19 protein-coding genes and 2 pseudogenes are annotated in these 19912 nt (G+C 58.3%); 11 read left to right on the forward strand and 10 right to left on the reverse strand.

Features of this window, described 5'->3' with window-relative positions; genetic code table 11:
* Window positions 1-233 precede the first annotated feature (233 nt).
* A complete protein-coding gene (gene metE, locus BLU75_RS08280; protein WP_084377879.1) occupies window positions 234-2522 on the forward strand; it encodes a 5-methyltetrahydropteroyltriglutamate--homocysteine S-methyltransferase in 2289 nt (762 codons plus the stop codon).
* Between the two features lie 456 nt (window positions 2523-2978).
* Here metE and BLU75_RS08285 read toward each other — a convergent pair whose 3' ends face one another.
* Entirely contained in the window at window positions 2979-4142 is a 1164-nt protein-coding gene (locus BLU75_RS08285; protein WP_084377877.1) for a DUF1624 domain-containing protein, read from the reverse strand.
* 221 nt (window positions 4143-4363) lie between these two features.
* On the opposite strand from BLU75_RS08285, the pseudogene BLU75_RS08290 reads away from it, so the two are divergent.
* The 3 genes and pseudogenes from BLU75_RS08290 to yfcF all read left to right on the forward strand — a co-directional run.
* Window positions 4364-5077 (forward strand): annotated as a pseudogene (locus BLU75_RS08290) (pyrroline-5-carboxylate reductase family protein); the annotation flags it as partial.
* 45 nt (window positions 5078-5122) lie between these two features.
* A complete protein-coding gene (locus tag BLU75_RS27565; RefSeq protein WP_174580144.1) occupies window positions 5123-5710 on the forward strand; it encodes a DUF924 family protein in 588 nt (195 codons plus the stop codon).
* A 159-nt stretch (window positions 5711-5869) separates the two neighbouring features.
* Window positions 5870-6447: pseudogene (gene yfcF, locus BLU75_RS08295) on the forward strand (glutathione transferase).
* 3 nt (window positions 6448-6450) lie between these two features.
* On the opposite strand, the gene BLU75_RS08300 reads toward yfcF, so the two are convergent.
* The 3 genes from BLU75_RS08300 to BLU75_RS08310 all read right to left on the reverse strand — a co-directional run bounded on the left by BLU75_RS08300 (window position 6451) and on the right by BLU75_RS08310 (window position 8318).
* On the reverse strand, window positions 6451-6690 hold the full coding sequence (locus BLU75_RS08300; RefSeq protein WP_084377872.1) for a hypothetical protein: 240 nt from the start codon (window positions 6688-6690) through the stop codon (window positions 6451-6453).
* A 135-nt stretch (window positions 6691-6825) separates the two neighbouring features.
* The gene (locus BLU75_RS08305; RefSeq protein ID WP_084377870.1) at window positions 6826-7575 is read right to left on the reverse strand and encodes a creatininase family protein; all 750 of its coding nucleotides are present in this window, start codon (window positions 7573-7575) and stop codon (window positions 6826-6828) included.
* A 44-nt stretch (window positions 7576-7619) separates the two neighbouring features.
* Window positions 7620-8318, reverse strand: a complete 699-nt coding sequence (locus BLU75_RS08310) for a murein L,D-transpeptidase catalytic domain family protein (RefSeq protein ID WP_084378064.1) — start codon at window positions 8316-8318, stop codon at window positions 7620-7622.
* Between the two features lie 38 nt (window positions 8319-8356).
* On the opposite strand from BLU75_RS08310, the gene BLU75_RS08315 reads away from it, so the two are divergent.
* Window positions 8357-9928 carry a L,D-transpeptidase family protein gene (locus BLU75_RS08315; protein WP_090221412.1) on the forward strand — a complete coding sequence of 524 codons (1572 nt, stop codon included), beginning with the start codon at window positions 8357-8359 and terminating at the stop codon, window positions 9926-9928.
* 159 nt (window positions 9929-10087) lie between these two features.
* Entirely contained in the window at window positions 10088-10459 is a 372-nt protein-coding gene (locus BLU75_RS08320; RefSeq protein WP_084377866.1) for a hypothetical protein, read from the forward strand.
* A 141-nt stretch (window positions 10460-10600) separates the two neighbouring features.
* Here BLU75_RS08320 and BLU75_RS08325 read toward each other — a convergent pair whose 3' ends face one another.
* Window positions 10601-11788: an acyl-CoA dehydrogenase family protein gene (locus BLU75_RS08325; protein WP_130909274.1), complete on the reverse strand. Its 1188-nt coding sequence runs from the start codon at window positions 11786-11788 to the stop codon at window positions 10601-10603.
* A 23-nt stretch (window positions 11789-11811) separates the two neighbouring features.
* Complete coding sequence (locus tag BLU75_RS08330) at window positions 11812-12711, reverse strand: GNAT family N-acetyltransferase (RefSeq protein ID WP_231982628.1); 900 nt, start codon at window positions 12709-12711, stop codon at window positions 11812-11814.
* A gap of 89 nt (window positions 12712-12800) precedes the next feature.
* Here BLU75_RS08330 and BLU75_RS08335 point away from each other — a divergent pair, with 89 nt between their 5' ends.
* Both BLU75_RS08335 and BLU75_RS08340 read left to right on the forward strand, forming a co-directional pair.
* Window positions 12801-13028, forward strand: a complete 228-nt coding sequence (locus BLU75_RS08335; protein ID WP_084377860.1) for a hypothetical protein — start codon at window positions 12801-12803, stop codon at window positions 13026-13028.
* Window positions 13029-13058: 30 nt separating this feature from the next.
* The gene (locus BLU75_RS08340) at window positions 13059-13463 is read left to right on the forward strand and encodes a DUF488 domain-containing protein (protein ID WP_084377858.1); all 405 of its coding nucleotides are present in this window, start codon (window positions 13059-13061) and stop codon (window positions 13461-13463) included.
* Between the two features lie 10 nt (window positions 13464-13473).
* Here the strand turns inward: BLU75_RS08340 and BLU75_RS08345 are convergent, their stop codons facing one another.
* Together BLU75_RS08345 and BLU75_RS08350 are read right to left on the reverse strand one after the other, a co-directional pair.
* Complete coding sequence (locus BLU75_RS08345) at window positions 13474-13965, reverse strand: GNAT family N-acetyltransferase (protein ID WP_084377856.1); 492 nt, start codon at window positions 13963-13965, stop codon at window positions 13474-13476.
* Window positions 13966-14056: 91 nt separating this feature from the next.
* Complete coding sequence (locus BLU75_RS08350; protein WP_084377854.1) at window positions 14057-14659, reverse strand: LuxR C-terminal-related transcriptional regulator; 603 nt, start codon at window positions 14657-14659, stop codon at window positions 14057-14059.
* 113 nt (window positions 14660-14772) lie between these two features.
* Between BLU75_RS08350 and BLU75_RS08355 the strand changes: the two genes are divergently transcribed.
* A complete protein-coding gene (locus BLU75_RS08355) occupies window positions 14773-16401 on the forward strand; it encodes an ATP-binding response regulator (RefSeq protein WP_084377852.1) in 1629 nt (542 codons plus the stop codon).
* Here the strand turns inward: BLU75_RS08355 and BLU75_RS08360 are convergent.
* Complete coding sequence (locus BLU75_RS08360; RefSeq protein WP_084377850.1) at window positions 16391-16726, reverse strand: hypothetical protein; 336 nt, start codon at window positions 16724-16726, stop codon at window positions 16391-16393. The genes BLU75_RS08355 and BLU75_RS08360 overlap by 11 nt on opposite strands.
* 193 nt (window positions 16727-16919) lie before the next feature.
* Here BLU75_RS08360 and BLU75_RS08365 point away from each other — a divergent pair, with 193 nt between their 5' ends.
* Window positions 16920-17357: a GNAT family N-acetyltransferase gene (locus BLU75_RS08365; protein WP_084377848.1), complete on the forward strand. Its 438-nt coding sequence runs from the start codon at window positions 16920-16922 to the stop codon at window positions 17355-17357.
* 399 nt (window positions 17358-17756) lie between these two features.
* Entirely contained in the window at window positions 17757-18524 is a 768-nt protein-coding gene (locus BLU75_RS28100; RefSeq protein WP_167413908.1) for an RHS repeat-associated core domain-containing protein, read from the forward strand.
* On the opposite strand, the gene BLU75_RS08375 is transcribed toward BLU75_RS28100, so the two are convergent.
* The gene (locus tag BLU75_RS08375; RefSeq protein WP_084377846.1) at window positions 18487-19386 is read right to left on the reverse strand and encodes a hypothetical protein; all 900 of its coding nucleotides are present in this window, start codon (window positions 19384-19386) and stop codon (window positions 18487-18489) included. The genes BLU75_RS28100 and BLU75_RS08375 overlap by 38 nt on opposite strands.
* Between the last annotated feature and the right edge of the window lie 526 nt (window positions 19387-19912).

Below are 19912 nucleotides of genomic sequence, written 5' to 3' on the forward strand. Positions count from 1 at the left end.
CGCATTGTGCCCGCACTTGATTCAGATCGAAAGGTTAGTCAGCGGTTTTTGCGCGTTCGGTGTCTGAGGGTAGAGGCTCAATGTGACGGTCAAGGCGACAGCGTGGCAGAACGAGGTTTTGCCTGTCACGCCACCATGAATGAAACTCGTGATCAACTAAAATAAAATGAGTTTGTTTCACTATTGGTGACTGCCGACAATGAGCCCATATCAACACATTGGAGTTTCTTGTCATGGCTGTCGCTCATTCCCTTGGATTTCCGCGCATTGGACGCGATCGTGAACTGAAAAAAGCGCAGGAAGCGTTCTGGAAGGGCGAACTCGACGAAGCCGGGCTGCGTGCGGTGGGCCGTGAGTTGCGCAAGAGCCATTGGGCCTTGCAACAACACGCGGGTATCGAGCTGTTGCCTGTCGGTGACTTTGCCTGGTATGACCAAGTGTTGACGCACTCGCTGATGTTCGGCGTGATTCCACAGCGCTTTCGCCCGGCTGATGGGCATGCCACGTTGCACACCCTGTTCGCCATGGCGCGGGGTGTCAGTGACAGTTGCTGCGGCGGTGCCCACGCCCAGGAAATGACCAAGTGGTTCGATACCAACTATCACTACCTGGTGCCCGAGTTCAGCGCCGACCAGCAGTTCCATCTGGGCTGGGATCAACTCTTCGAGGAAGTCCAGGAAGCCCGCGAACTGGGACATACTGTCAAGCCGGTGGTGCTCGGGCCGTTGACGTATCTGTGGCTGGGCAAGGTCAAGGGGGCTGACTTCGACAAGCTCGAGTTGCTCGATCGTTTACTGCCGCTGTACGGGCAGATTTTTCAGCGCCTGGCTGAGCTGGGCGTGGAGTGGGTGCAGATTGACGAGCCGATTCTGGTGCTCGACTTGCCGCAGGACTGGAAAAATGCGTTTGAGCGCGCCTACAACCAGATCCAGCGCGACCCCCTGAAGAAACTGCTAGCGACTTACTTTGGTGGCCTGGAAGAGAACCTCGGCCTGGCGGCCAATCTGCCGGTCGATGGTTTGCACATTGACCTGGTGCGCGCTCCCGAGCAGTACCCGACGATTCTCGATCGCTTGCCGGCCTATAAGGTGCTGTCCCTGGGCGTGGTCAACGGCCGGAACGTCTGGCGCTGTGACCTGGAAAAAGCCCTGCAGACCTTGCAGCATGCGCATCAACGCCTGGGTGATCGGCTGTGGGTCGCACCTTCCTGTTCGTTGCTGCATAGCCCGATGGACCTGGACCGCGAGGACACGCTCGACAGCGAACTGAAAAGCTGGCTGGCGTTCGCCGTGCAGAAGTGCGAAGAGGTCGCCGTCCTGGCCCAGGCAGTGACGCAGCCGCAGGCGCCGAAGGTGCTTGCGAAATTCGCCGAAAGCCGTGCCGTACAGGCTACCCGCGCCGCGTCGCCACGTATTCACAAACCCGCCGTGCAAGCGCGGGTCGCGGCGCTTACTGTCCAGGACAGCCAGCGCCAGTCGCCGTTTGCCCAACGTATCGAGCGACAGCGCACACGTCTGAACCTGCCGCTGTTCCCGACCACCACCATCGGTTCGTTTCCGCAAACCGCGTCGATCCGCCTGGCGCGCCAGTCCTGCAAGGCCGGCAGGTTGAGCCAGGCAGAATACGTCGAGGCGATGCAGAGTGAGATTCGCCACGCGGTTGAAGTGCAGGAAAATCTTGGCCTGGACGTGCTGGTTCACGGTGAAGCCGAGCGTAACGATATGGTCGAGTACTTCGCTGAGCAGTTGGACGGCTACGCCTTTACCCGTTTCGGTTGGGTCCAGAGCTACGGATCGCGGTGTGTAAAACCGGCTGTGATTTATGGCGATCTCAGCCGCCCGAAAGCCATGACCGTGGAATGGATCCGCTACGCCCAAGGCCTGACCGACAAGGTGATGAAGGGCATGCTCACCGGTCCGGTCACCATGCTGATGTGGTCCTTTGCACGCGACGACGTGAGCCGCGAGGTGCAAGCCCGGCAATTGGCCCTGGCGATCCGTGACGAAGTACTGGATCTTGAAGCGGCTGGCATCAAGATCGTGCAGATCGACGAAGCGGCGTTCCGTGAGGGTTTGCCGTTGCGCCAGGCGCAATGGCAGGCCTATCTGGATTGGGCCACCGAAGTGTTCCGGCTGTGCGCCAGCGGCGTGCAGGATCACACCCAGATCCACACTCACATGTGCTACAGCGAGTTCAACGATGTCATCGAATCCATCGCGGCGATGGATGCCGACGTGATTACCATCGAAACCTCGCGTTCGGACATGCAGTTGCTGGATGCATTTGAAGCCTTTGCCTATCCGAACGATATAGGGCCGGGTGTCTACGACATCCACTCGCCACGGGTGCCGCCAGCGTCGGAAATGGCCAACCTGCTGCGCAAGGCCGCCAAGCGCATCCCTGCCGAACGGTTGTGGGTCAACCCTGACTGCGGCCTGAAAACCCGTGGCTGGCCCGAGACTGAAGCGGCGTTGATCCACATGGTCACGGCTGCGCGTCAACTGCGTAGCGAGCTGGCCTGATAACAGTGCAGAAAGGATGCAGGTTTTGTGGTTGGCTTGAGAACCACCCCTCACCCTCTCCCGGAGGGAGAGGGGACTGACCGAGGGGTATTGGCGGTTTACAGCGACCTGGAAGATCGGCTTTGAATCTACAATCAAAACGGTCTTTCAGGTCGCCCATTTTCTCAGCACACTTCGGTCAGTCCCCTCGCCCGTACCTACACAATTTTGCCTCAACGCTTAAATCCAGGCAGATAGGATGGTTGTGGCGAGCGGGCTTGTCCCGCGTTGGACTGCGAAGCAGTCCCAGTAAGCCGAATGCGGTGTATCAGATACTCCGTAGCGGCTGGTTTTGGGACTGCTTCGCAGTCCAACGCGGGACAAGCCCGCTCGCCACAGAGAAATCGTCAGTTTCTGAAAGTTGTGTAGGTACCTATGCCCAGGGGGAGAGGGTTAGGGTGAGGGGGGCTTCCTGGATCAGAGGTATTTAAGCCACGCGATATCCCGTCGCCGAGCTTTAAGCCCGGCGAACCAGCGCACCGGCAGGTACAGCGCCAACGGCAACAACAGCGCCACCAGCCACACCGCGCCGACGCTGTCGAAGCCGAAGTGAGTGCCCTGGTTCAGGCCCAACAGCGCCACTGCGAGTACATACAGCACCTTCAGCACATACAGGTGCAGTAAATAGAAGAACATCGGCGCGGCGCCAAACACCGCCAGCGTGCTGACCCAGCGCGACTGCCCGAGGCGTTCGAGGGCCAGCAACAGTAACAGTCCCACACCCAGCGTCAGCGCCAGGAACAACAGCGAAGGCGGGTACTTGGTGATGTTGAAAAAACTCATCAAGGTCTGCACGCCGCTGTCGTGGACTTGCCAAGGTGTCTCGCCGTAACCGTTCATGACCCGCAGCAGGAGGAAACCCAGCATCGCGCCAGCACCCGCCAGCAGCAAGTAACGCTGGCGCAACGAAGCCGGCATGGCCCCGGCAAACCACGGGCCGATGCCGTAACCCAGCGCAATCACACCGATCCACGGCAGTAGCGGATATGAGGTGCGCAGCCGCAGGCTGTCAGTGACATCAATCCAGCCGCGGTCGTGCAGAATCGCCCACGGAATATGCATCACCGAACCGGTGGCGAAGTGCAGGCCATCGAGCAGGTTATGTCCGGCAATGATCGCCAGCGCCAGGCCAATCAGCAACGGACGGGGCAGCCAGACCAGCACGGCGAGGGCGATCATGCTCACGCCGATCGCCCAGATCACTTGCATATAGATGACGCTGGGCGGCAGCTGGAAGGTCCAGGCAAAGTTCACCAAGGTGAATTCCAGCACCACCAGGAACACTCCACGCTTGAACAGGAACGCTGAAACATCGGCTCTTCCCTGGTATTTCTCGCCATACAGGTACGCCGACAGACCGGTCAGCAACACGAACACCGGTGCACACAAGTGGGCGAGGGTGCGGCTGACAAACAGCGCAGGTTCGGTGGTGTCGATGTTCATCGGGTCACCGACCTGGCGGTGCAACAGAAAGGTCTCGCGCACGTGGTCCAGCAACATGAACAGGATCACCAAACCTCTCAAGGCATCGATGGACAACAGACGTTGGCGCAGACGGCCAGCGGGAACAGCATCACTCATGAAAGGAAATCGCCGGATGAGGTGGGTAATATCGGTTATCTTATAACATCCTATCGAGCAATGCTTCCTGCTAGTGCTTTATGCCCGCGTGCCTTCTCTACAGGTGGGTTGCGGCCCCGGCATGAGTCTAAGTTGTAGCGGTTTTTCGAGGCGTATTGCGCCGCTCAAGTTCGCAGGTGTTAGGGTAGGGAGCATCGAATTCAGCGACAGTGGAGATTCCCATGCAGGGTTCAATCGGCATCATCGGCGGCACCGGCTGGCTCGGCCGCTCCATCGCGACTGCGCTGGTGGACAGTGGTTTTGTGCGCGCCGGCTCACTGACACTGTCCAGTCGTTCGGGTCGGGCTGGTGAACCCCGGGGCGTACCGGGCGATGTCAATATCACCACTGACAACCAATGGTTGGTGGATCAGAGCGATGTGGTGATTCTCTCGGTTCGCCCCGAGGATGTGCGTGAGGTGCATATCAAGATGGGCGACCGTTTGCTGATTTCCCTGGTGGCCGGCGTTTCGCTCGAGGACATTCAGGCCCTGACGGGCGCTCGCCGGCTAGTGCGCGCCATGCCTAATGCGGCCCTGGAGATCCGGCGCTCCTACACGCCATGGCTGGCCAGTCCGACTGTCGATGAAGCGGCCAAAGCAATGGTGCAACAGCTGTTCGAAACCTGCGGCGAGGCGGATGAGGTCGCCAGCGAACAGCACCTTAACTACCTCACCGGCTTGTCCGGCACCGGGCCGTCCTATCCGGCGCTAATGGCCCAGGCGCTGTATAACGACGCGATTGCGCAAGGGTTGCCCGAAACCGTGGCACGGCGTGCGGTCAATGGCGTGCTGCAGGCCAGTCAAATGATCGATGACCAGCGTGGGTTTGCCGAGTGGCTGGAGACCTTGAAGGGGTATCGGGGCGTCAGCGCCGCGGGGATTGTCGGGATGCAGGAGGGTGGGCTGGAAAGGGCGGTCAAGGCAGGCTTGAGTCGTGCCATGGCGGTGGCGCAATCCGACCTGTCTGACGCGCGCGAAATACCGGCAACTGGCGAGACACCACAGACGGTCGTGGCCTTCTGGAAAGCCGCCGGACCATCACGCTGGTTCAAGAAGAATGAGGCGTTCGACACAAGGTTTCGCGAGACTTTTCACGACGCTCACTTTCAGGCCGCCCGGGGCGAACTGGAACACTGGCTGGATGAGCCGGAAGGTGCGCTGGCGTTGCTGATCCTGCTTGATCAGTACCCACGCAATGCATTTCGCGGCACCGCCCATATGTTTGCCACCGATCCGCTGGCCCGAGCCTATGCGAGCCATATGGTGGACGCAGGCCTGGATCAGTTGATTGACCCGGCACTGCGCGCGTTCTGCTATCTGCCGTTTGAGCATTCAGAAAACATCGAGGATCAGCAACGGTCGCTGGCGCTGAACAAACAGCTGGATGCCAATACCTACAAATGGGCCAGGGAACATGCCGATATCATTGAGCGTTTCGGCCGGTTTCCCCATCGCAATGCCGTATTGGCAAGGCTGACAACCGAGCAAGAGCAGGCGTTCTTGAACGGCGGAGGTTTTTCCGGCTAGGCGGCCTGGGTATTCCAGCCGGGAATGCCCCCATAACAAACCGCCATTGTATTTACTGCGCGGCATCTCGTAGCGTGGTTGTTCACCCAAGGAGATCGTGCCGTGAGCAATCATCCGCTGCGCTTGTATGTCGATACCCAGTTCACCAGCCCCTACGCCATGTCGGTATTTGTGACGCTGCGGGAAAAAGGTCTGCCGTTCGAAGTCCGCACGCTGGACCTTAACGCGCTGGAGAATCAATCGAAAAACTACACCGGGCTTTCTCTGACCCAACGGGTGCCAACGTTGGAACACGGCGACTTTGCCTTGTCCGAATCCTCGGCAATCACCGAGTACCTGGATGAGGTGTTCCCGCAGGTGCCGGTGTACCCGCAAGCCGCCCAACAACGTGCGCGGGCGCGACAGGTCCAGGCGTGGTTGCGCAGCGATCTGCTGCCGATTCGCCAGGAACGCTCCACGTTGGCGGTGTTTTACGGGGTTCAGTACGCGCCGTTGTCGCCTGCCGCTCAGCTGGCGGCCCACAAGCTGCTGGACGCCGCGCAGTTGCTGCTGGCCGGGGGGGGCGCGACTACCTGTTTGGGCGGTGGTCAATCGCCGACGTGGACCTGGCGGTGATGCTCAACCGGCTGATCCTCAACGGCGATCCGGTGCCCACGTCCTTGGTGGAATATGCACAACGTGTGTGGCAGCGGCCATCGGTTCAGGCGTGGGTCAACCAGCCACGGCCTGACTTGTAGTCCCTACAGCTGCGCGACCCGGCGATCCAGGTCCTCCCAATCTGCCATGCCCAGCACCCGGGTCGTATTCAAGCCGCGCAAGTAGCCGCGCAGTTGCTGGGCGGTAGCCGCTCTCCGCTCCGCATCGGCGGTGGGGTTTTGCAAGACTGTTTCATATTCGACCAGATAGTCGGCCACCCGATCGCGGAACTCCGGTAACACGGCTTCGCGGATGCGATCGAAGGTTTTCTGGTGGGGCTTCATGGATTGATCCTTATAAGTCTTGTGGGTCTCAGACGGCGTGACACCAGCGCCTCAATAAATAGTCACTTTCAAGGCGTGCAAGTTCGTTTTCTCCGCCAAAGACCTCGCCGACGAAGCCGCTCCTGGGGGAAAACGTCAGCTCGGCAGGGTTTCGCGACTGAACGCGTCTACCGCCTTCACCAACCCGTTGGCCGCCAACGCCACCAGCTCTGCGCCCTTTTGGGGTGTCGCCAGCGCCGGGTCAGAGCCCATGCGACCGTCCGGATGGCGGGCGCGGAAGTCCCGGGCCTCGCGGATCGGGCCGGAGGGAGCGATCTGTGGCGAGTAATCCGCGGTCTTGATCGAATCGGGATAGGCCCATTGGGTGATGGCGATTTCTGAAGGCGTGGCGTGCGTGCCATGCCCTGTCGGAAACTGCGCGCGCGCTAGTTCGCCGACGCCTTCCAGGTCCCACCAGTTGCACAGTTTCAACGCGAACCCGGCCGGCCGCCGGGCAAAGCTGGCCTCGGCGTAGAGCTCGGAAAATGCCGCTTCAATGGTCGCGATATTGCCGCCATGACCGTTGAGAAAGAGGATTTTCTCGAAGCTGTGGGCCGCCAACGAACGCGTCCAGTCGCCAATGGCGGCGATAAACGTGGAAGGGCGCAGGGAGATAGTGCCGGGAAACCCCAGATGATGCTGTGCCATGCCGATATTGAAGGTCGGGCCAATCAGGATGTCGGCGCTTTTTTGCGCCTGGTGGGCAATGATCTCCGGGCACATCCAATCGGTTCCCAACAGGCCAGTGGGGCCGTGTTGTTCGTTGGAACCGATGGGAATCACCACGGTGCGGCTGCGTTCGAGAAATTGTCCAATCTCGATCCAGGTCGATTGGTGCAAAAGCATGGGAAGTTCTCTCTCTGATCAGGCTTGGCTCACCCGATACTACCTCAACCGGCGCTGGCGATCTGGCTTGGCTTGCAGTTGAGGTAGGCCGAGGACTTCAGCCAGCGCTGGTCGGGGTACCAGGAAAACATGAATTGGCCATCCTTGAGCTTGTCCACCACTTGGCGCGCCACTTGCGGCCGCACGGCGGGGCAACCCTGGCTGCGGCCGATGCGGCCCTGGCGCTTGCTCCATAACGGGCTCACGTAGTCGGCAGCGTGAATCACGATAGCGCGATCTCGGGCAAGATCATTGAATCCCGGCTCCAGGCCGTCCATGCGCAGCGAGTAACCATGGGCGCCGTTGTAGCTTTCCTGAGTGCGGAACAAGCCCAGACTGGATTGGTAACTGCCTTCACGGTTGGAGAACTGGGTGGCGAAGTTTTCCCCGGAGTTCTGACCGTGGGCCACCAGATCGCGCAATACCAGCTTCTTCTGGCGCAAATCGAAAATCCACAGCCGACGGGCGGTCGAAGGTTGCGAATAATCGATCACAGCTAGGCGTTCGGAGCGTTCCTGTCCATTATTGACGGCACATTGCATCGCACTCAGGGCGCGTTTCAGCACACTGGGATTGAGTTCTGGAGCCGAGCGCGCCAGGCTGTTATACAAGGTGTGAGGTTGGGCATTCTCTGCGAAGGCACCCGTGCAGAACGCAGCCAGGACAGCGGCGATCAGACCGGGTCGGCAGTAAAGAGTCAGCATTTTATCAAGCATCTCCGCCGTGAATTGGAGCTAGGCCATTGTTCAAAAAACACGCATGTTACTTGAGCCTTTGCTTGCTCGTTGCACCATTGGTCGCAACAGCCGACGAGGGCCTGATTGAGCCGCCAAACCCAGTACAGCTGGCTCTTGCGCAATTGTCGAGTGTTTGCCCGGGTTTAGCGGCGCGGTTGGACGTGCCAGCCGAGTTGCGGTTACAGGCTTTTTATCAGCAGCAGGGCAATGTGGGCCTATGGTCGCAAGGCCAGCGTCGCCCGGCATTGGAGGAACAGTTGCAGCTGTTGGCCGACGACGGCCTGGCCCCGGCGCATTATCGCCTGCCTGACGCGGTCACCACCGACAATGTGCTCTGTACCGATTTCGCGACCAGCCAAACCTATCTTCAAGCCCTGCACGATCTGCATTACGGCCGCTTGCAGCAAGCGCAGTTCGAGCCGCTCTGGCATTCCCGGCCTCCGGAACAGGACCCTGTCGCCCAGGTGCTGGCATTGGCGAGTGCCGGGCTGGTGGACATGGCGGCGGGGTTTGATCAGGCGCGGCCGAGTGCCACGCTGTATCGCAGCTTGCGCGATGCGTATGCCGCCCAGCGCCGGCAACCCGTGCCTGAATGGGGCGTGGTCGCCAGTGGGCCGTTGTTGCGCTCGGGCCGGGAAGATCCACGGGTGCCGGAGTTGGCCCGGCGCCTGTTCAACGGTGGCTACTTGATGAGCCTGCCCCAAGGCGCTGCCGATAAATATGAGGATGAGCTGGTGGAAGCGGTAAAGGCCTTCCAGGCAAGTCATTCCTTGCAAGCCGATGGTGTGATCGGCCCGGACACCGTGACGCAGCTCAATGTCAGCCCGACGATGCGTCGCGAACAACTGCGGGTCAACCTGGAACGCTTTCGTTGGCTGTCCCGGGACCTGGAACCCGACGGCCTGTTGGTCAACGTCGCCGCCGCCCAGTTGAGCGTTTATCAGGGCGGCGTCGCGGTCTGGCAGACGCGTTTGCAAGTCGGGCGTGCCGATCGGCAAACGCCATTGCTCAAGTCGCGAATCACCCGGTTGACCCTGAATCCCACCTGGACGATTCCGCCGACTATCATGCGCGAGGACAAGCTCCCGGCCATTCGCCTGAACCCGGAGTACTTGCGCCAACACAATCTGAACGTGCTCGACAGTGAAGGGCGCCCATTGTCCCCTGAGCAAGTCGACTGGTCGCACCCCGGCAATATTCTGCTGCGCCAGGACGCCGGTCCGCGTAATCCGCTGGGCAGGATCGTCTTGCGTTTTCCCAATCCGTTCTCGGTGTACTTGCACGATACCCCGAGCCAACCCTTGTTCAGCAGGGGCCCCAGGGCATTCAGTTCAGGTTGTGTGCGGGTGGAGCAGCCCATGGTGCTGCGCGACCTGCTGGTGAGCCCCGCGGAGAAGGCTCGAACCGAGCAATTGTTGGCTACCGGAGTCACCCACGAATTCAGGCTTGCCAACCCGGTGCCGGTGTTGCTGGGGTATTGGACGGTGCAAGTGGATAGCCAGGGCGCCTTGTTGTACGCGCCGGACATTTACGGACGCGATCCGGCGTTGCTAAAGGCGTTGGGGACGGGGTTGTAGAGTGTCCCGGGCCTCTGTGTAAACGCCGCGCAGAGGCCCGGCGCATCCGGATGCGACAAGGTTGGCATTTTCAAGAATTAGCCATCAGATAATTCCTAAAAACTCAAGAAACTGCCTGGACGTGCCGACAGGGTTAATACATACCCAGGAGCGTCAACCATGAACAGTCCACGTCTAGCAGCCGGCATCAGTCTGTGTTTTGCCCTCGTCAGTGGTAGTTGCCTGGCGGCCACGGGCGTCATCCAGTTTCACGGCAGTATCGTCGAACCGGCATGCCAGACCGCCAGCGGTGCGGGGGTGACCGTGGGGTTCAGTGATTGTCCGGCGTCCGCACGCGGTGCCGCCATCAGCGTCAGCAGCGTCGAACCCACGCGCAAAGTCAGCGCGCCGAAGGGTTCCCCGGTGAACGTGAAGCTGTTGGTCGACACCGCTGGCCAGGACCGTTACTTCGAGCGGCATTACCTGTTGAGCGACGCTGCTGGCAAGCCGCTGCAGTCCGGGGCTTACCTGGTGACGTTGACCTATCCCTGACGCGGGGTTAAGGCGCGGTCAGGTGGTGCATCGTGGCTTGCTGGACCACCTCTTTGACGGATATCGGTAGGTACGCCTGCAAAGTCGGCCTGCAACAGCGCGAGTTTGCGACTCTTGCGGGTAGCTCGGCGTGCTCGTCGCCTAACTCAGTTGTTCACACAAGAAGGGTGTACTGGCGAGTCTGGATGTCGGGTGGAATGCGAACAAACGAGTTACAACAAGTAGATATGCGACGTCTTCAGAGGACATGAATGCCATGCCCCCCAGAATCTCGAAAGCGCGAGTGCTAATGCGGTGCACGGCTTCCTGTACGGAAAATCTTGTTGCCTGTGCACGAGCCAAATCACTGCGCAGAAACCGCTTTTCATCAATCGAACCCGCCAGGCCGCGCAAAGCCATAGTGGCACCTTGCAGATCAATGAGCAGCATGGCTCGATCATCCTGTGAACCTTTGTTGCAGGACAATGCTCGTGATGCCAAAGCTGACGCCATTCCCAGATAGGAAGCTGAAGCCAGTAGTTGAAACCAGATAGCGAACAAATGGTTACCCGTTCCGTGTTGAGCGTCATCCAGTTGATCATCTACGGCTGTGCTGAAACACATCATGGATTCGGGAACCACCAAATTATTGAACCTGACTTCGTGGCTGTCGGCTGCCTGCAAATGCGGTACAGACCAAAACTTCTTCCGTTCGATACTTGAGTCGCCAGCGAAACCTACACCTATGCCGATATGAGTTTGACCCTCAGGATCAACGTGGTTGACTCCAAACGTGATGAGGTCAAAGTTGTGCGTCATCGTGCAAGGTTTCTTGCTTCCGTTAACGATATAGCCGTCGAGCGTTTTTTCCACGGTCATTTTTGATTCTAAAATATGAGCGTTGGGGCGTCCTTCGGAAAATCCAGAGGCAACTAATAACTTGTCATGCGCGACTAGGCTTAACAAGTCCTGGATGTCCGGAAAGAAACGGCTGCCCGCCATCATGCCTGCTACTGTGTGGTGATGCATGGTCATCATCACTGCCAACGAAGGGCAATGAGCACCGATCCAAGTGTGCAGTTGCGCCATATTCACTGCTCTGACGCCCCTGCCACCTAGTTCCTTCGAGATTGTGAGGCCTGGCTGGCCGTCCCTTCTAAACAGATCGGCTAAAACTTTCGAGTCACCACGCTCAAGATCAAGAAGTGGGGTGGCTTCAAGAAAATTCGTCAATGTCGGCATGAGTTCGAAAGCAATGTTTCTTTCTTCTTTTAAAAACATAATGGTTGAATTCTTTGGGGGAAAGGGGGCAGCGCAGAGGACGATATTGGTGTGTGCCTTCTCATTCATTTGACGAGGACTGGGCGTGGATTTTATATTGAATTTTGTGTTTTTAGATAATGACGCGCATAACGACTGTCCAGCTTCGATAATGGCAATAATAGGAAGAAATCAGCCGAATTGAATTCAGTGTCCCACGCCGGTTCACCACATATCCAGGCCCCGATGCGCAAATAACCTTTTAATAGCGGCGGTATCTGCGGAACATGCCCGACGTCGTGCTTATCAACGGGAAATGGTTTATGTGGGGTCACGCGATATACGGCTGGAGCAAAATGTTCTGCTGTAAACGCGTGATACAAAGCCGCGGCGTTGTGACCGCCATCAGACAAGCTCACGCTAGCGCAACCCATCAAATAGTCACAACGCTCACGTTGCATATACATCGCCAAGCCAGTCCATAACAGCATAATGACGCTGCCACTGCGATAGTCTGGGTGCACGCAAGCATGACCTGCTTCGGTTGTACACGTAAGTAAATGATTCAGATTGCTCAGATCAAATTCCTGTTCGCAATAATAGCGCCCCATGCGCCGCGCCGCCGTCGGACTCATCAAACGATATGTACCGACCACGCGAGATGACTGGGTATCACGTACAATCAAATGATCGCAATAGTCATCAAATTCGTCGACATTTATGGCGTCAGGATTGGCTAATGTAGATAAACGGAATGTTTCAATGAAAACGTGATAGCGGAGGCGTTGTGCCTCACGTATTTCTTCCTGCGTGCAGGCAAGACTTACTATCAGTTTTGCACGCTGGGGGTTGGGGTTTGAATGGCCGTCACTGGTTGTTTTCGATAATTGCATGCCTCTCCCTTTTTTCGTCGCTGTGATGTGGCACTGCAAAAAAGTGGGTAAACAATAACCTGCCGTTTTTAATAAATAGGTAAGGAAAGTCCGAACTAACCGCTGTTTTTTTTGCTGCATTGCGGCGTACGTTAAAAGCTGGTGAGTAGGACGATAATCAAGTTTCCTTTGGGAACTTAACCGCGCGTGCTTTTTATTTCGGATTGACGTTGATCGGCTATAGCATCGGGCTGGTGCTGATCGATCATTATCTGTTCGAGGTGTCCTTTATCAACTGGCTGGCGGGGTTGGCGGTGCGCTGCCTGTACCTGATTCTGTTCGCGGTAATGAAAGTCGCCTGGACAAAGAGCCGCGTGGGGTTTTTCTTGCCGTTGGCGGCGGTGCTGGGGGGACCGGGGCGGCGGCGGTGCTTCGGGGAGCTGATAGGGGTATGCTGAACAGGTTTTTGAACGCATGAGTCTGTGGTCATGATCCAATGCAAACGCGCTTACACCACGCCTGGGCCGGATGACGGCAAACGCATTCTGGTCGACCGCCTGTGGCCGCGCAATTGCCGCAAGGATGCGTTGCTGCTGGACGAGTGGCTGCCTGACGTCGCCCCGACCACCGCACTGCGCAAGGCCTTCAAGTCCGGTACCTTGAGTTTTGCGCAATTTGCCTTCGCGTATCGCCAGGAACTGGGCGCACGGCCTGCGGCCTGGTGGAAGCTGGTGGATATCGCCCAGGCCGGTACGCTCACGCTGGTCTACTCGGCTCACGACACCCAGGCGAACAATGCGCGGGTGCTTGCCGAATGGCTGGAAGAAGAGCTGGACCGCCGGGGCGATGCGAGTTCACCCGTCTGCTACTGGTCTGACGTTCCCCAACAGTAACGGCGACAAGCTAGATATCCATCAACATCTCATGCCACGCCATCCCACCATGATCGGACGCCGACGGTCGTGCGTACAGGTAGCCCATGCGCTTATACAGCTCTATGTGCTGCTCCTTGCACATCAGGTAAATGGTCTTCTTGTTCATCTCGCGCATGCGCTGCACAAACGTCTCCATCAACCGCGTCGAATAGCCCTTGCCCTGATACGCCGGATCGACCACCACCGACATGATCACCACATTCGGCGCATCCGCTGAATGCCCCACCAACTCCTTGAAGGCTTCATCCGACATCACTACCTCATCGGCGCAGCCAGCGTTGATAAAGCCCACCACTTCGCCATCCGCCTCCAGAATCAGGAAACCTTGCGGGTACAACGCGATACGCGTGGCGATCTTCTCCAGGGTCGCGGCTTCATCGCCCTCGTAGGCGGATATTTCGATCTCATGGCAGCGGGCGGCGTCTTGCAGGTTGGCGTTGCGGAAGGTAAGGGCGGGCATGTGGAGACCTGGAGGCGGTTGGGAATAAAGACCGGGAATGATAACGCGCGCTATCTTTCCTTTGCCGAGAGTTGGAGCGATCAAATGTCGTTTAAACCTCTCCGGAATACTTCACCGCCGCGGCGGCCCGCGAAGGTACGTTCAAGCTGCGTAACAGCGACGACACGTGGATCCTGACGGTGAACGGCGAGATATCCAGCGTTTTGGCGATTTCCTTGTTGGTCTTGCCCTGGGCGATCAGCCGCAGCACTTCCTGTTGGCGGGCCGTTAGGCCGTTGGTGTCCAGCGGTAGCAGCCCGGACGGCTCGAACTTGACCAGCACTTCGCCCTGGCGGATGGCGAGCAAGGCTTGGCCAATGTCGTCGGGGGCGATGTTCTTGCCGATGAAACCGTCGACGCCAATTTGCATGACCTGCTCGATCAGTCCCGGATCGTCGACCATCGACACGATAATCAGCGTGGTGCGACGCAGTTGCTGGCGCAGCTCGGCCAACTGGTGCATGCCGGTCAGGCCCGGGAAGCGCAGGTCGAGGATCAGTGTGTCGATTTCGGGACCGGTCTTGAGCAGCTCGAGTACCGTTTCCAGGTCGCCGGCCTGTTCCACCGTCGCCTCGGGCAACAGGCGCTGCACGGTGCGCAGCATGCCTTCGCGAAACATCGGATGGTCGTCGGCTATGATGATCCGGCATGTCATGGTGTGCGCCTCCCTGGGCCAGGTGGTCCTGTTGCATGCTACTTTAACATCCCGTTCGCAGGCTGCTTGCAGGGTGTGATGGATATGACGATTACCGCACAAGGATGTTACCCATGAAGTTCGAGAAAGACGCCGAACTCGACCAGGCCAACCTGCGTATCCTGGTGGCCGTCTGCGCCATTGTGTACATCGGTGTACTCGGCTTTTTGCCGGGGCAATCACCGGAGCGCTACCTGCCGATCATCTTCTACATCGTCGTGTTCCTGCTGGCCTCGATTGTTCTGCGCCAAGTCATCGTGCGCTGGCCCGGCCATTATCCGGCGCGGCGGATTTTCGGGATGATCCATGACTATGCCGGCACTTCGTTCGGCCTGGTTCTGGGCGGCGAAGCGGCATTGCCGCTGTATGCGGTGATGGTCTGGGTCAATCTGGGTAACGGCATGCGTTACGGCTCGCGCTACCTGGCGATTGCCACGGCGCTGGCGTTGCTGGCATTGCTCATTGTTTATCGGCTGACACCCTTGTGGCAGGCGCAACCGTTCATGGTGCTGATGTTGATGATCACCAGCACGGTGATTCCGGTCTACGCCCACTTGCTGCTGGAGCGCACGCGCAAGGCATCGGAAGAAGCCATCGCCGCGAACCTGGAAAAGTCGCGGTTTCTGGCCCAGGCCAGCCATGATTTGCGCCAGCCGATCCACTCCATTGGCCTGTTCACCGCTTGTTTGCGCGAGGCGCGGCTGGGGGATGAAGAGCGGCGGCTGGTGGACAATATCGACCGCTCGCTGCTCAACGTGTCGCAGTTGTTTCGTTCCATTCTCGACCTCTACACCCTGGATAACGGTCGGCTGCTGCCTAAGTTTCAGGTGGTGAACCTGGGGGAACTGCTGGCCGACTTGGTGCGCCAGAACGCCGAGGCCGCACGCTGGGCTGGCGTGGAACTGCGGCTGCGGCCGTGTCCCCACTGGGTTCGGGTGGACCCGGCGCTGCTGTCGACCATGGTGCAGAACGTGCTTTCCAATTGCTTCAAATACGGCGCGCAACGTCCGGTACTGATCGGTGTGCGCAAGCGTGGCGATGGTGTGGTGCTGGAGATTCATGATCGGGGCCGGGGGATTGCAGAGGAGCATCTGTCCAAGGTTTTCGAGGAGTTTTATCGGGTGCGCCAGTTGCGCGACAAGGACGTCGAAGGCGTCGGCCTGGGTTTGTCCATCGTCAAGCGTTTGGGGCAGTTGATGGGTATTCAGGCGGTGTTGCGCTCACGGCTCGGCCGGGGCACGTCGGTCAGTTTGCAGGGCTTGACGCTGGCGATGGCACCCCGGCAAACGGTTCAGCGCGACGAGCCGCGCCAGGCCGGACTGCTGACCGGGTTGAAAGTGTGCCTGGTGGAAGATGACCACAACGTACTGCTGGCCACCCAGGCGTTGCTCGAACGGTGGGGGTGCGAGGTGCAAGCCGAATTGAACGGGCGCGACCTGGTCAGCGATTGCGACATCATCGTTGCCGACTATGACCTGGGCAAGCACGCCACCGGTATCGAGTGTATTGATCACTTGCGCCAGATGCGCGGCGAGGCGGTACCGGCGCTGATTCTCACCGGGCACGACGTGGAAAAGATTCAGGCGGCGTTGCACGACCGTCAGATTGCGATCCTCTCCAAGCCGGTGCGCCCGGCAGAGCTGCGAGCCGCCCTGCGTGACCTCAGTCAGTGCCCGGCAACTGCACGAATGCCTACTGCATAAACGGCGCCAACTGGCCGCCCTTGGCACCCTTGGCCTGACAAAGGGCGCTGGGTTTCATGATGCCAAAACTCGCCACCGCCATCATCCCGCCGCTGGCGCCGCTTGGCACCTGGCAGTTGTAGTCGCCGGAGGCCGTACTGGCGACGTAATAGGTCTGCATGGAGTCGCTGCGCACATTGGAGATGCGCTTGACCGGCTCGCCCAGGTTGGTTTCCGAAAGCGTCTTGAGGTGGTCTTCGCTGGGTTTGACGTTGCTGCAACCGGCGACGCCGATCACTAAGGCTCCGAGCAGGGCGAGACGAGTAAAAGGGGCGTGCAGTTTCATGGTGCTTCTTCCTTGGGGTTGTTATGGTTTTTTCGACGCGCAACGATCCCCTTCACAGCGGGTTCGCCGTGTTTGGGGAAAGCATTGGGATTGCCGGGAAATATAGCGCCGGCATGAGCAAGGGTCGATTAGCACAAATGGGCTAATGGCACCTTGAGGTCATTGGCGACGCGGTTTATTCATGGAGATGACAGTGCTGGAAATCAGACGAGCCGCCCCCGACGACGACCCGGCCGCATTCGACATTCGCCTGCAGGCGATTCGCAGCCAGTGTATCGGCGCCTACACCGCCGAGCAGATGATGACCTGGACTCGAGGCTCGGCCGAGGACGGCTATAGCACGTTGCTGGATACACCGTTTTACCTGGGATGCATCAACGGCGAACCGGTTGCCACAGGCATGCTGGACCCGGATCAGCGGGAAATCGGTGCACTGTTTGTGCTGCCAGGGTTCACCGGTCGCGGCTTCGGCAAAAAGCTCCTCGCGCACCTTGAACACCTGGCCTTGGCGCTGGGCATCCGCGAGGTGGTGCTGGACTCGACAATGAACGCCGCAGACTTCTATCGCGCTCAGGGTTACGTGGGTAGCGAGCAGGGGCATTTCGGCGTTTTTCACGAGTGTCTGAGATAACGGGGAGGCAAGGCTGGCCGACGTTTGCTTGGTGGTGTTGAGCACCTAGGCCAACAGGGCTTGCGCTTGTGTACCGGTGAAGAAACCGTCGCCTTCGACCCGGCCAGCATTCTACTGGACCCGTAGGCGCCGCGGCGTCCCAACCACTACGGCTCGCCCAAGCTGCTCGACAACCTGCTGCGCGACTACGTCGGCACCCACTACAGCTACGACGAACGCGGCAACCTCAAGGAGCGCCTGCACAACGGCAAAAAATCCCACTTCACCTGGGATCTATACGACCGTCTGACCGGTTACTCAGATGACAGACTGACCGTCACCTTCGCCTACGACGCGCTGGGCCGACGGCTGTTCAAACTGTCCAAAACCAAGTACCACGACCGCCGCGAAGCCGGACCGATGTGGAACAAGATGGAGCGCGCCAAGCTCAATGAGCAGTATGGCTACGGCTACACGATCTATGGTTGGGACGGCGATGTACTGGCCTTCGAAAGCCGCAACAACGACAAAAGCGAACGCCTGCCCCACTATTTTTTTGAACCGGGCAGCTTTGTGCCGGTGGCTCAAGCCATCGAGCAGCGCAGCATCAACTTGCTGCCTGAACCCGTCTATGAAGGTGCTTACGACATCGACCGCGATCCGGTGTGGCAGCACAAGGTCACGCCGATTCCGTTCAATGCGTTTGCCTGGTACCAGTGCGACCACCTCGGCACGTCGATGGAGCTGACCGACGAACAGGGCGACATCGCCTGGGCTGGCATCTACAAGTCTTGGGGACTGGCGAAGGAACAGCGAAGCGAGCACGCCAAACAGACCGACATCCGCAATCCGCTGCGCTTTCAGGGGCAGTACTTCGATGTGGAAACCGGGCTGCACTACAACCGTTATCGGTACTATGATCCGCAGGTGGGAAGGTCTATTGGCAAGGATCCAATTGGGTTTGCGGGTGGGCTGAATGTCTATGCATATGCGCCGAATCCGGTGGAGTGGATTGATCAGCTTGGGTTAGCTGGAAACAGAGCCAATCGCCGCGCAGGAGAGATACTAAGTGATAGGGATAAAACAGGTGGGGGGCACGCCTACTCCCGTCATGGAGCAGCAACGTCCTCCCATCACTCAAGTTCACCAGTCACTCAATCGCAAGTTCGATGCGAGTTGTGGCAATAACCCTCCGTTCATACGAGGTGCTACACACCACATCACAGAGCTTGCCGTCCGCAGACATGAAGGCAAAACGGGCACTGAAAACAAGTTGCTTATTGGCTGGAACCAACTCGTCCGCCTCTATAACCGCATACAGAACCCTATAGAAAACATTCCGCCCCATCCTATGATCCAATAGCCGAGCCGTGACCTGACTCATCCCATACATGACCACCGCCACTGGCCACATGGGGTATTCAGGGAAATGCCCTTCGCACAACACGGGCGAGAATCCAATACTGCTGGCAGTGATCTCCCGCGCACTCAGGGCAAGCACCGACAGAGGGAAAGCTCTGGTATAGGGCGAACTGACAGAGGGTGAACGAATGGGTTCTCGATGGCTTGAAAATAGCTTCTCAAATGTCTTTTCTGCCAATATCTGGTAACGCACTGACAATGTTCCAAATAATCGCCCTTCAATCAACAGCTCGGTTTTTGCCGTCACCATTTTGCGAGACCTATCAACTATCTTCGCCCGTGCTGTCATCAATTGCCGTGGGGTAAAATCCGTAGAGTGGCATTGTAAATCCCACTTGGCTTGTGCAGCCAAGTAATAAACACGCTCACCTTCCGTTTGCGAAAGAGCAGCAGCACAGGATCCAAGTATTGCAAGGTGACGCCCTGCCTCGGCCGTAGCCAATGGCCCGGACTCGCTCCCTAACGGTTGCTCAGGCTTAAAATCCCCCCATATATCCCACTCGCTTAACACCTTGTAGAGTGAACGAAATGCAAAGTACGGGCGTTGTACTGCAATGCTTGAGGCCATTTTCGCCATATCGACAGCAACCCGTTCACTCTGACTTGGGATCTGGAAGGTCTGGTTCATGGCTGCCTATCTCCTAATCAGCGGGTATTGAGTGCTTGGCTATTTCACACCCCAAAGATAGGACAAAACCTACAAAGCCGAACCTGTTAAAAATGACAGTTCGACCGTAAAGGTGACAAACGGCATCGACTGGATATCAGCCACAACGCAAGAGGTCAGAGGTTTCTTCACCTTATTTTTTCGAAACGGTTTACGAGGGCGCTGACGACATCGACCGCGATCCGGTGTGGCGGCACAAATCCACACCAGTGACCTTCAGCGCGCTCGTCTTGGTCCGAGCGATGAACATGGCGACATTGCTTGGAGAGGGGGCGGGTTTACAAGGCCTGGCTGAAAGAGAGCCGTTGCATCGTTACGTGATTCTACAAACTCGCGAAAAGTTATGCGGCGGTGCTCTCATTGGTGTGCCATGCGGTGTTTACAGCATTATTTTTTGTACAGACTCTAGACCCTCGCTGCAAAAATAATCCAGAAACTTTTGAGTGTAATAAAACGGGTGCCAACATGCTATATGTTAAGCACCCGC

This window comes from Pseudomonas mucidolens (assembly GCF_900106045.1).
Taxonomy (GTDB): Bacteria; Pseudomonadota; Gammaproteobacteria; order Pseudomonadales; family Pseudomonadaceae; genus Aquipseudomonas; species Aquipseudomonas mucidolens.

Coding starts and splice junctions, on each gene's coding strand:
- metE (WP_084377879.1), top strand. CDS start 234: ATGGCTGTCGCTCATTCCCTTGGATTTCCGCGCATTGGACGCGATCGT.
- BLU75_RS08285 (WP_084377877.1), bottom strand. CDS start 4,142: ATGAGTGATGCTGTTCCCGCTGGCCGTCTGCGCCAACGTCTGTTGTCC.
- BLU75_RS27565 (WP_174580144.1), top strand. CDS start 5,123: ATGGCGGTGGCGCAATCCGACCTGTCTGACGCGCGCGAAATACCGGCA.
- BLU75_RS08300 (WP_084377872.1), bottom strand. CDS start 6,690: ATGAAGCCCCACCAGAAAACCTTCGATCGCATCCGCGAAGCCGTGTTA.
- BLU75_RS08305 (WP_084377870.1), bottom strand. CDS start 7,575: ATGCTTTTGCACCAATCGACCTGGATCGAGATTGGACAATTTCTCGAA.
- BLU75_RS08310 (WP_084378064.1), bottom strand. CDS start 8,318: ATGCTGACTCTTTACTGCCGACCCGGTCTGATCGCCGCTGTCCTGGCT.
- BLU75_RS08320 (WP_084377866.1), top strand. CDS start 10,088: ATGAACAGTCCACGTCTAGCAGCCGGCATCAGTCTGTGTTTTGCCCTC.
- BLU75_RS08325 (WP_130909274.1), bottom strand. CDS start 11,788: ATGAATGAGAAGGCACACACCAATATCGTCCTCTGCGCTGCCCCCTTT.
- BLU75_RS08330 (WP_231982628.1), bottom strand. CDS start 12,711: ATGCAGCAAAAAAAACAGCGGTTAGTTCGGACTTTCCTTACCTATTTA.
- BLU75_RS08340 (WP_084377858.1), top strand. CDS start 13,059: ATGATCCAATGCAAACGCGCTTACACCACGCCTGGGCCGGATGACGGC.
- BLU75_RS08345 (WP_084377856.1), bottom strand. CDS start 13,965: ATGCCCGCCCTTACCTTCCGCAACGCCAACCTGCAAGACGCCGCCCGC.
- BLU75_RS08350 (WP_084377854.1), bottom strand. CDS start 14,659: ATGACATGCCGGATCATCATAGCCGACGACCATCCGATGTTTCGCGAA.
- BLU75_RS08355 (WP_084377852.1), top strand. CDS start 14,773: ATGAAGTTCGAGAAAGACGCCGAACTCGACCAGGCCAACCTGCGTATC.
- BLU75_RS08360 (WP_084377850.1), bottom strand. CDS start 16,726: ATGAAACTGCACGCCCCTTTTACTCGTCTCGCCCTGCTCGGAGCCTTA.
- BLU75_RS28100 (WP_167413908.1), top strand. CDS start 17,757: ATGTGGAACAAGATGGAGCGCGCCAAGCTCAATGAGCAGTATGGCTAC.
- BLU75_RS08375 (WP_084377846.1), bottom strand. CDS start 19,386: ATGAACCAGACCTTCCAGATCCCAAGTCAGAGTGAACGGGTTGCTGTC.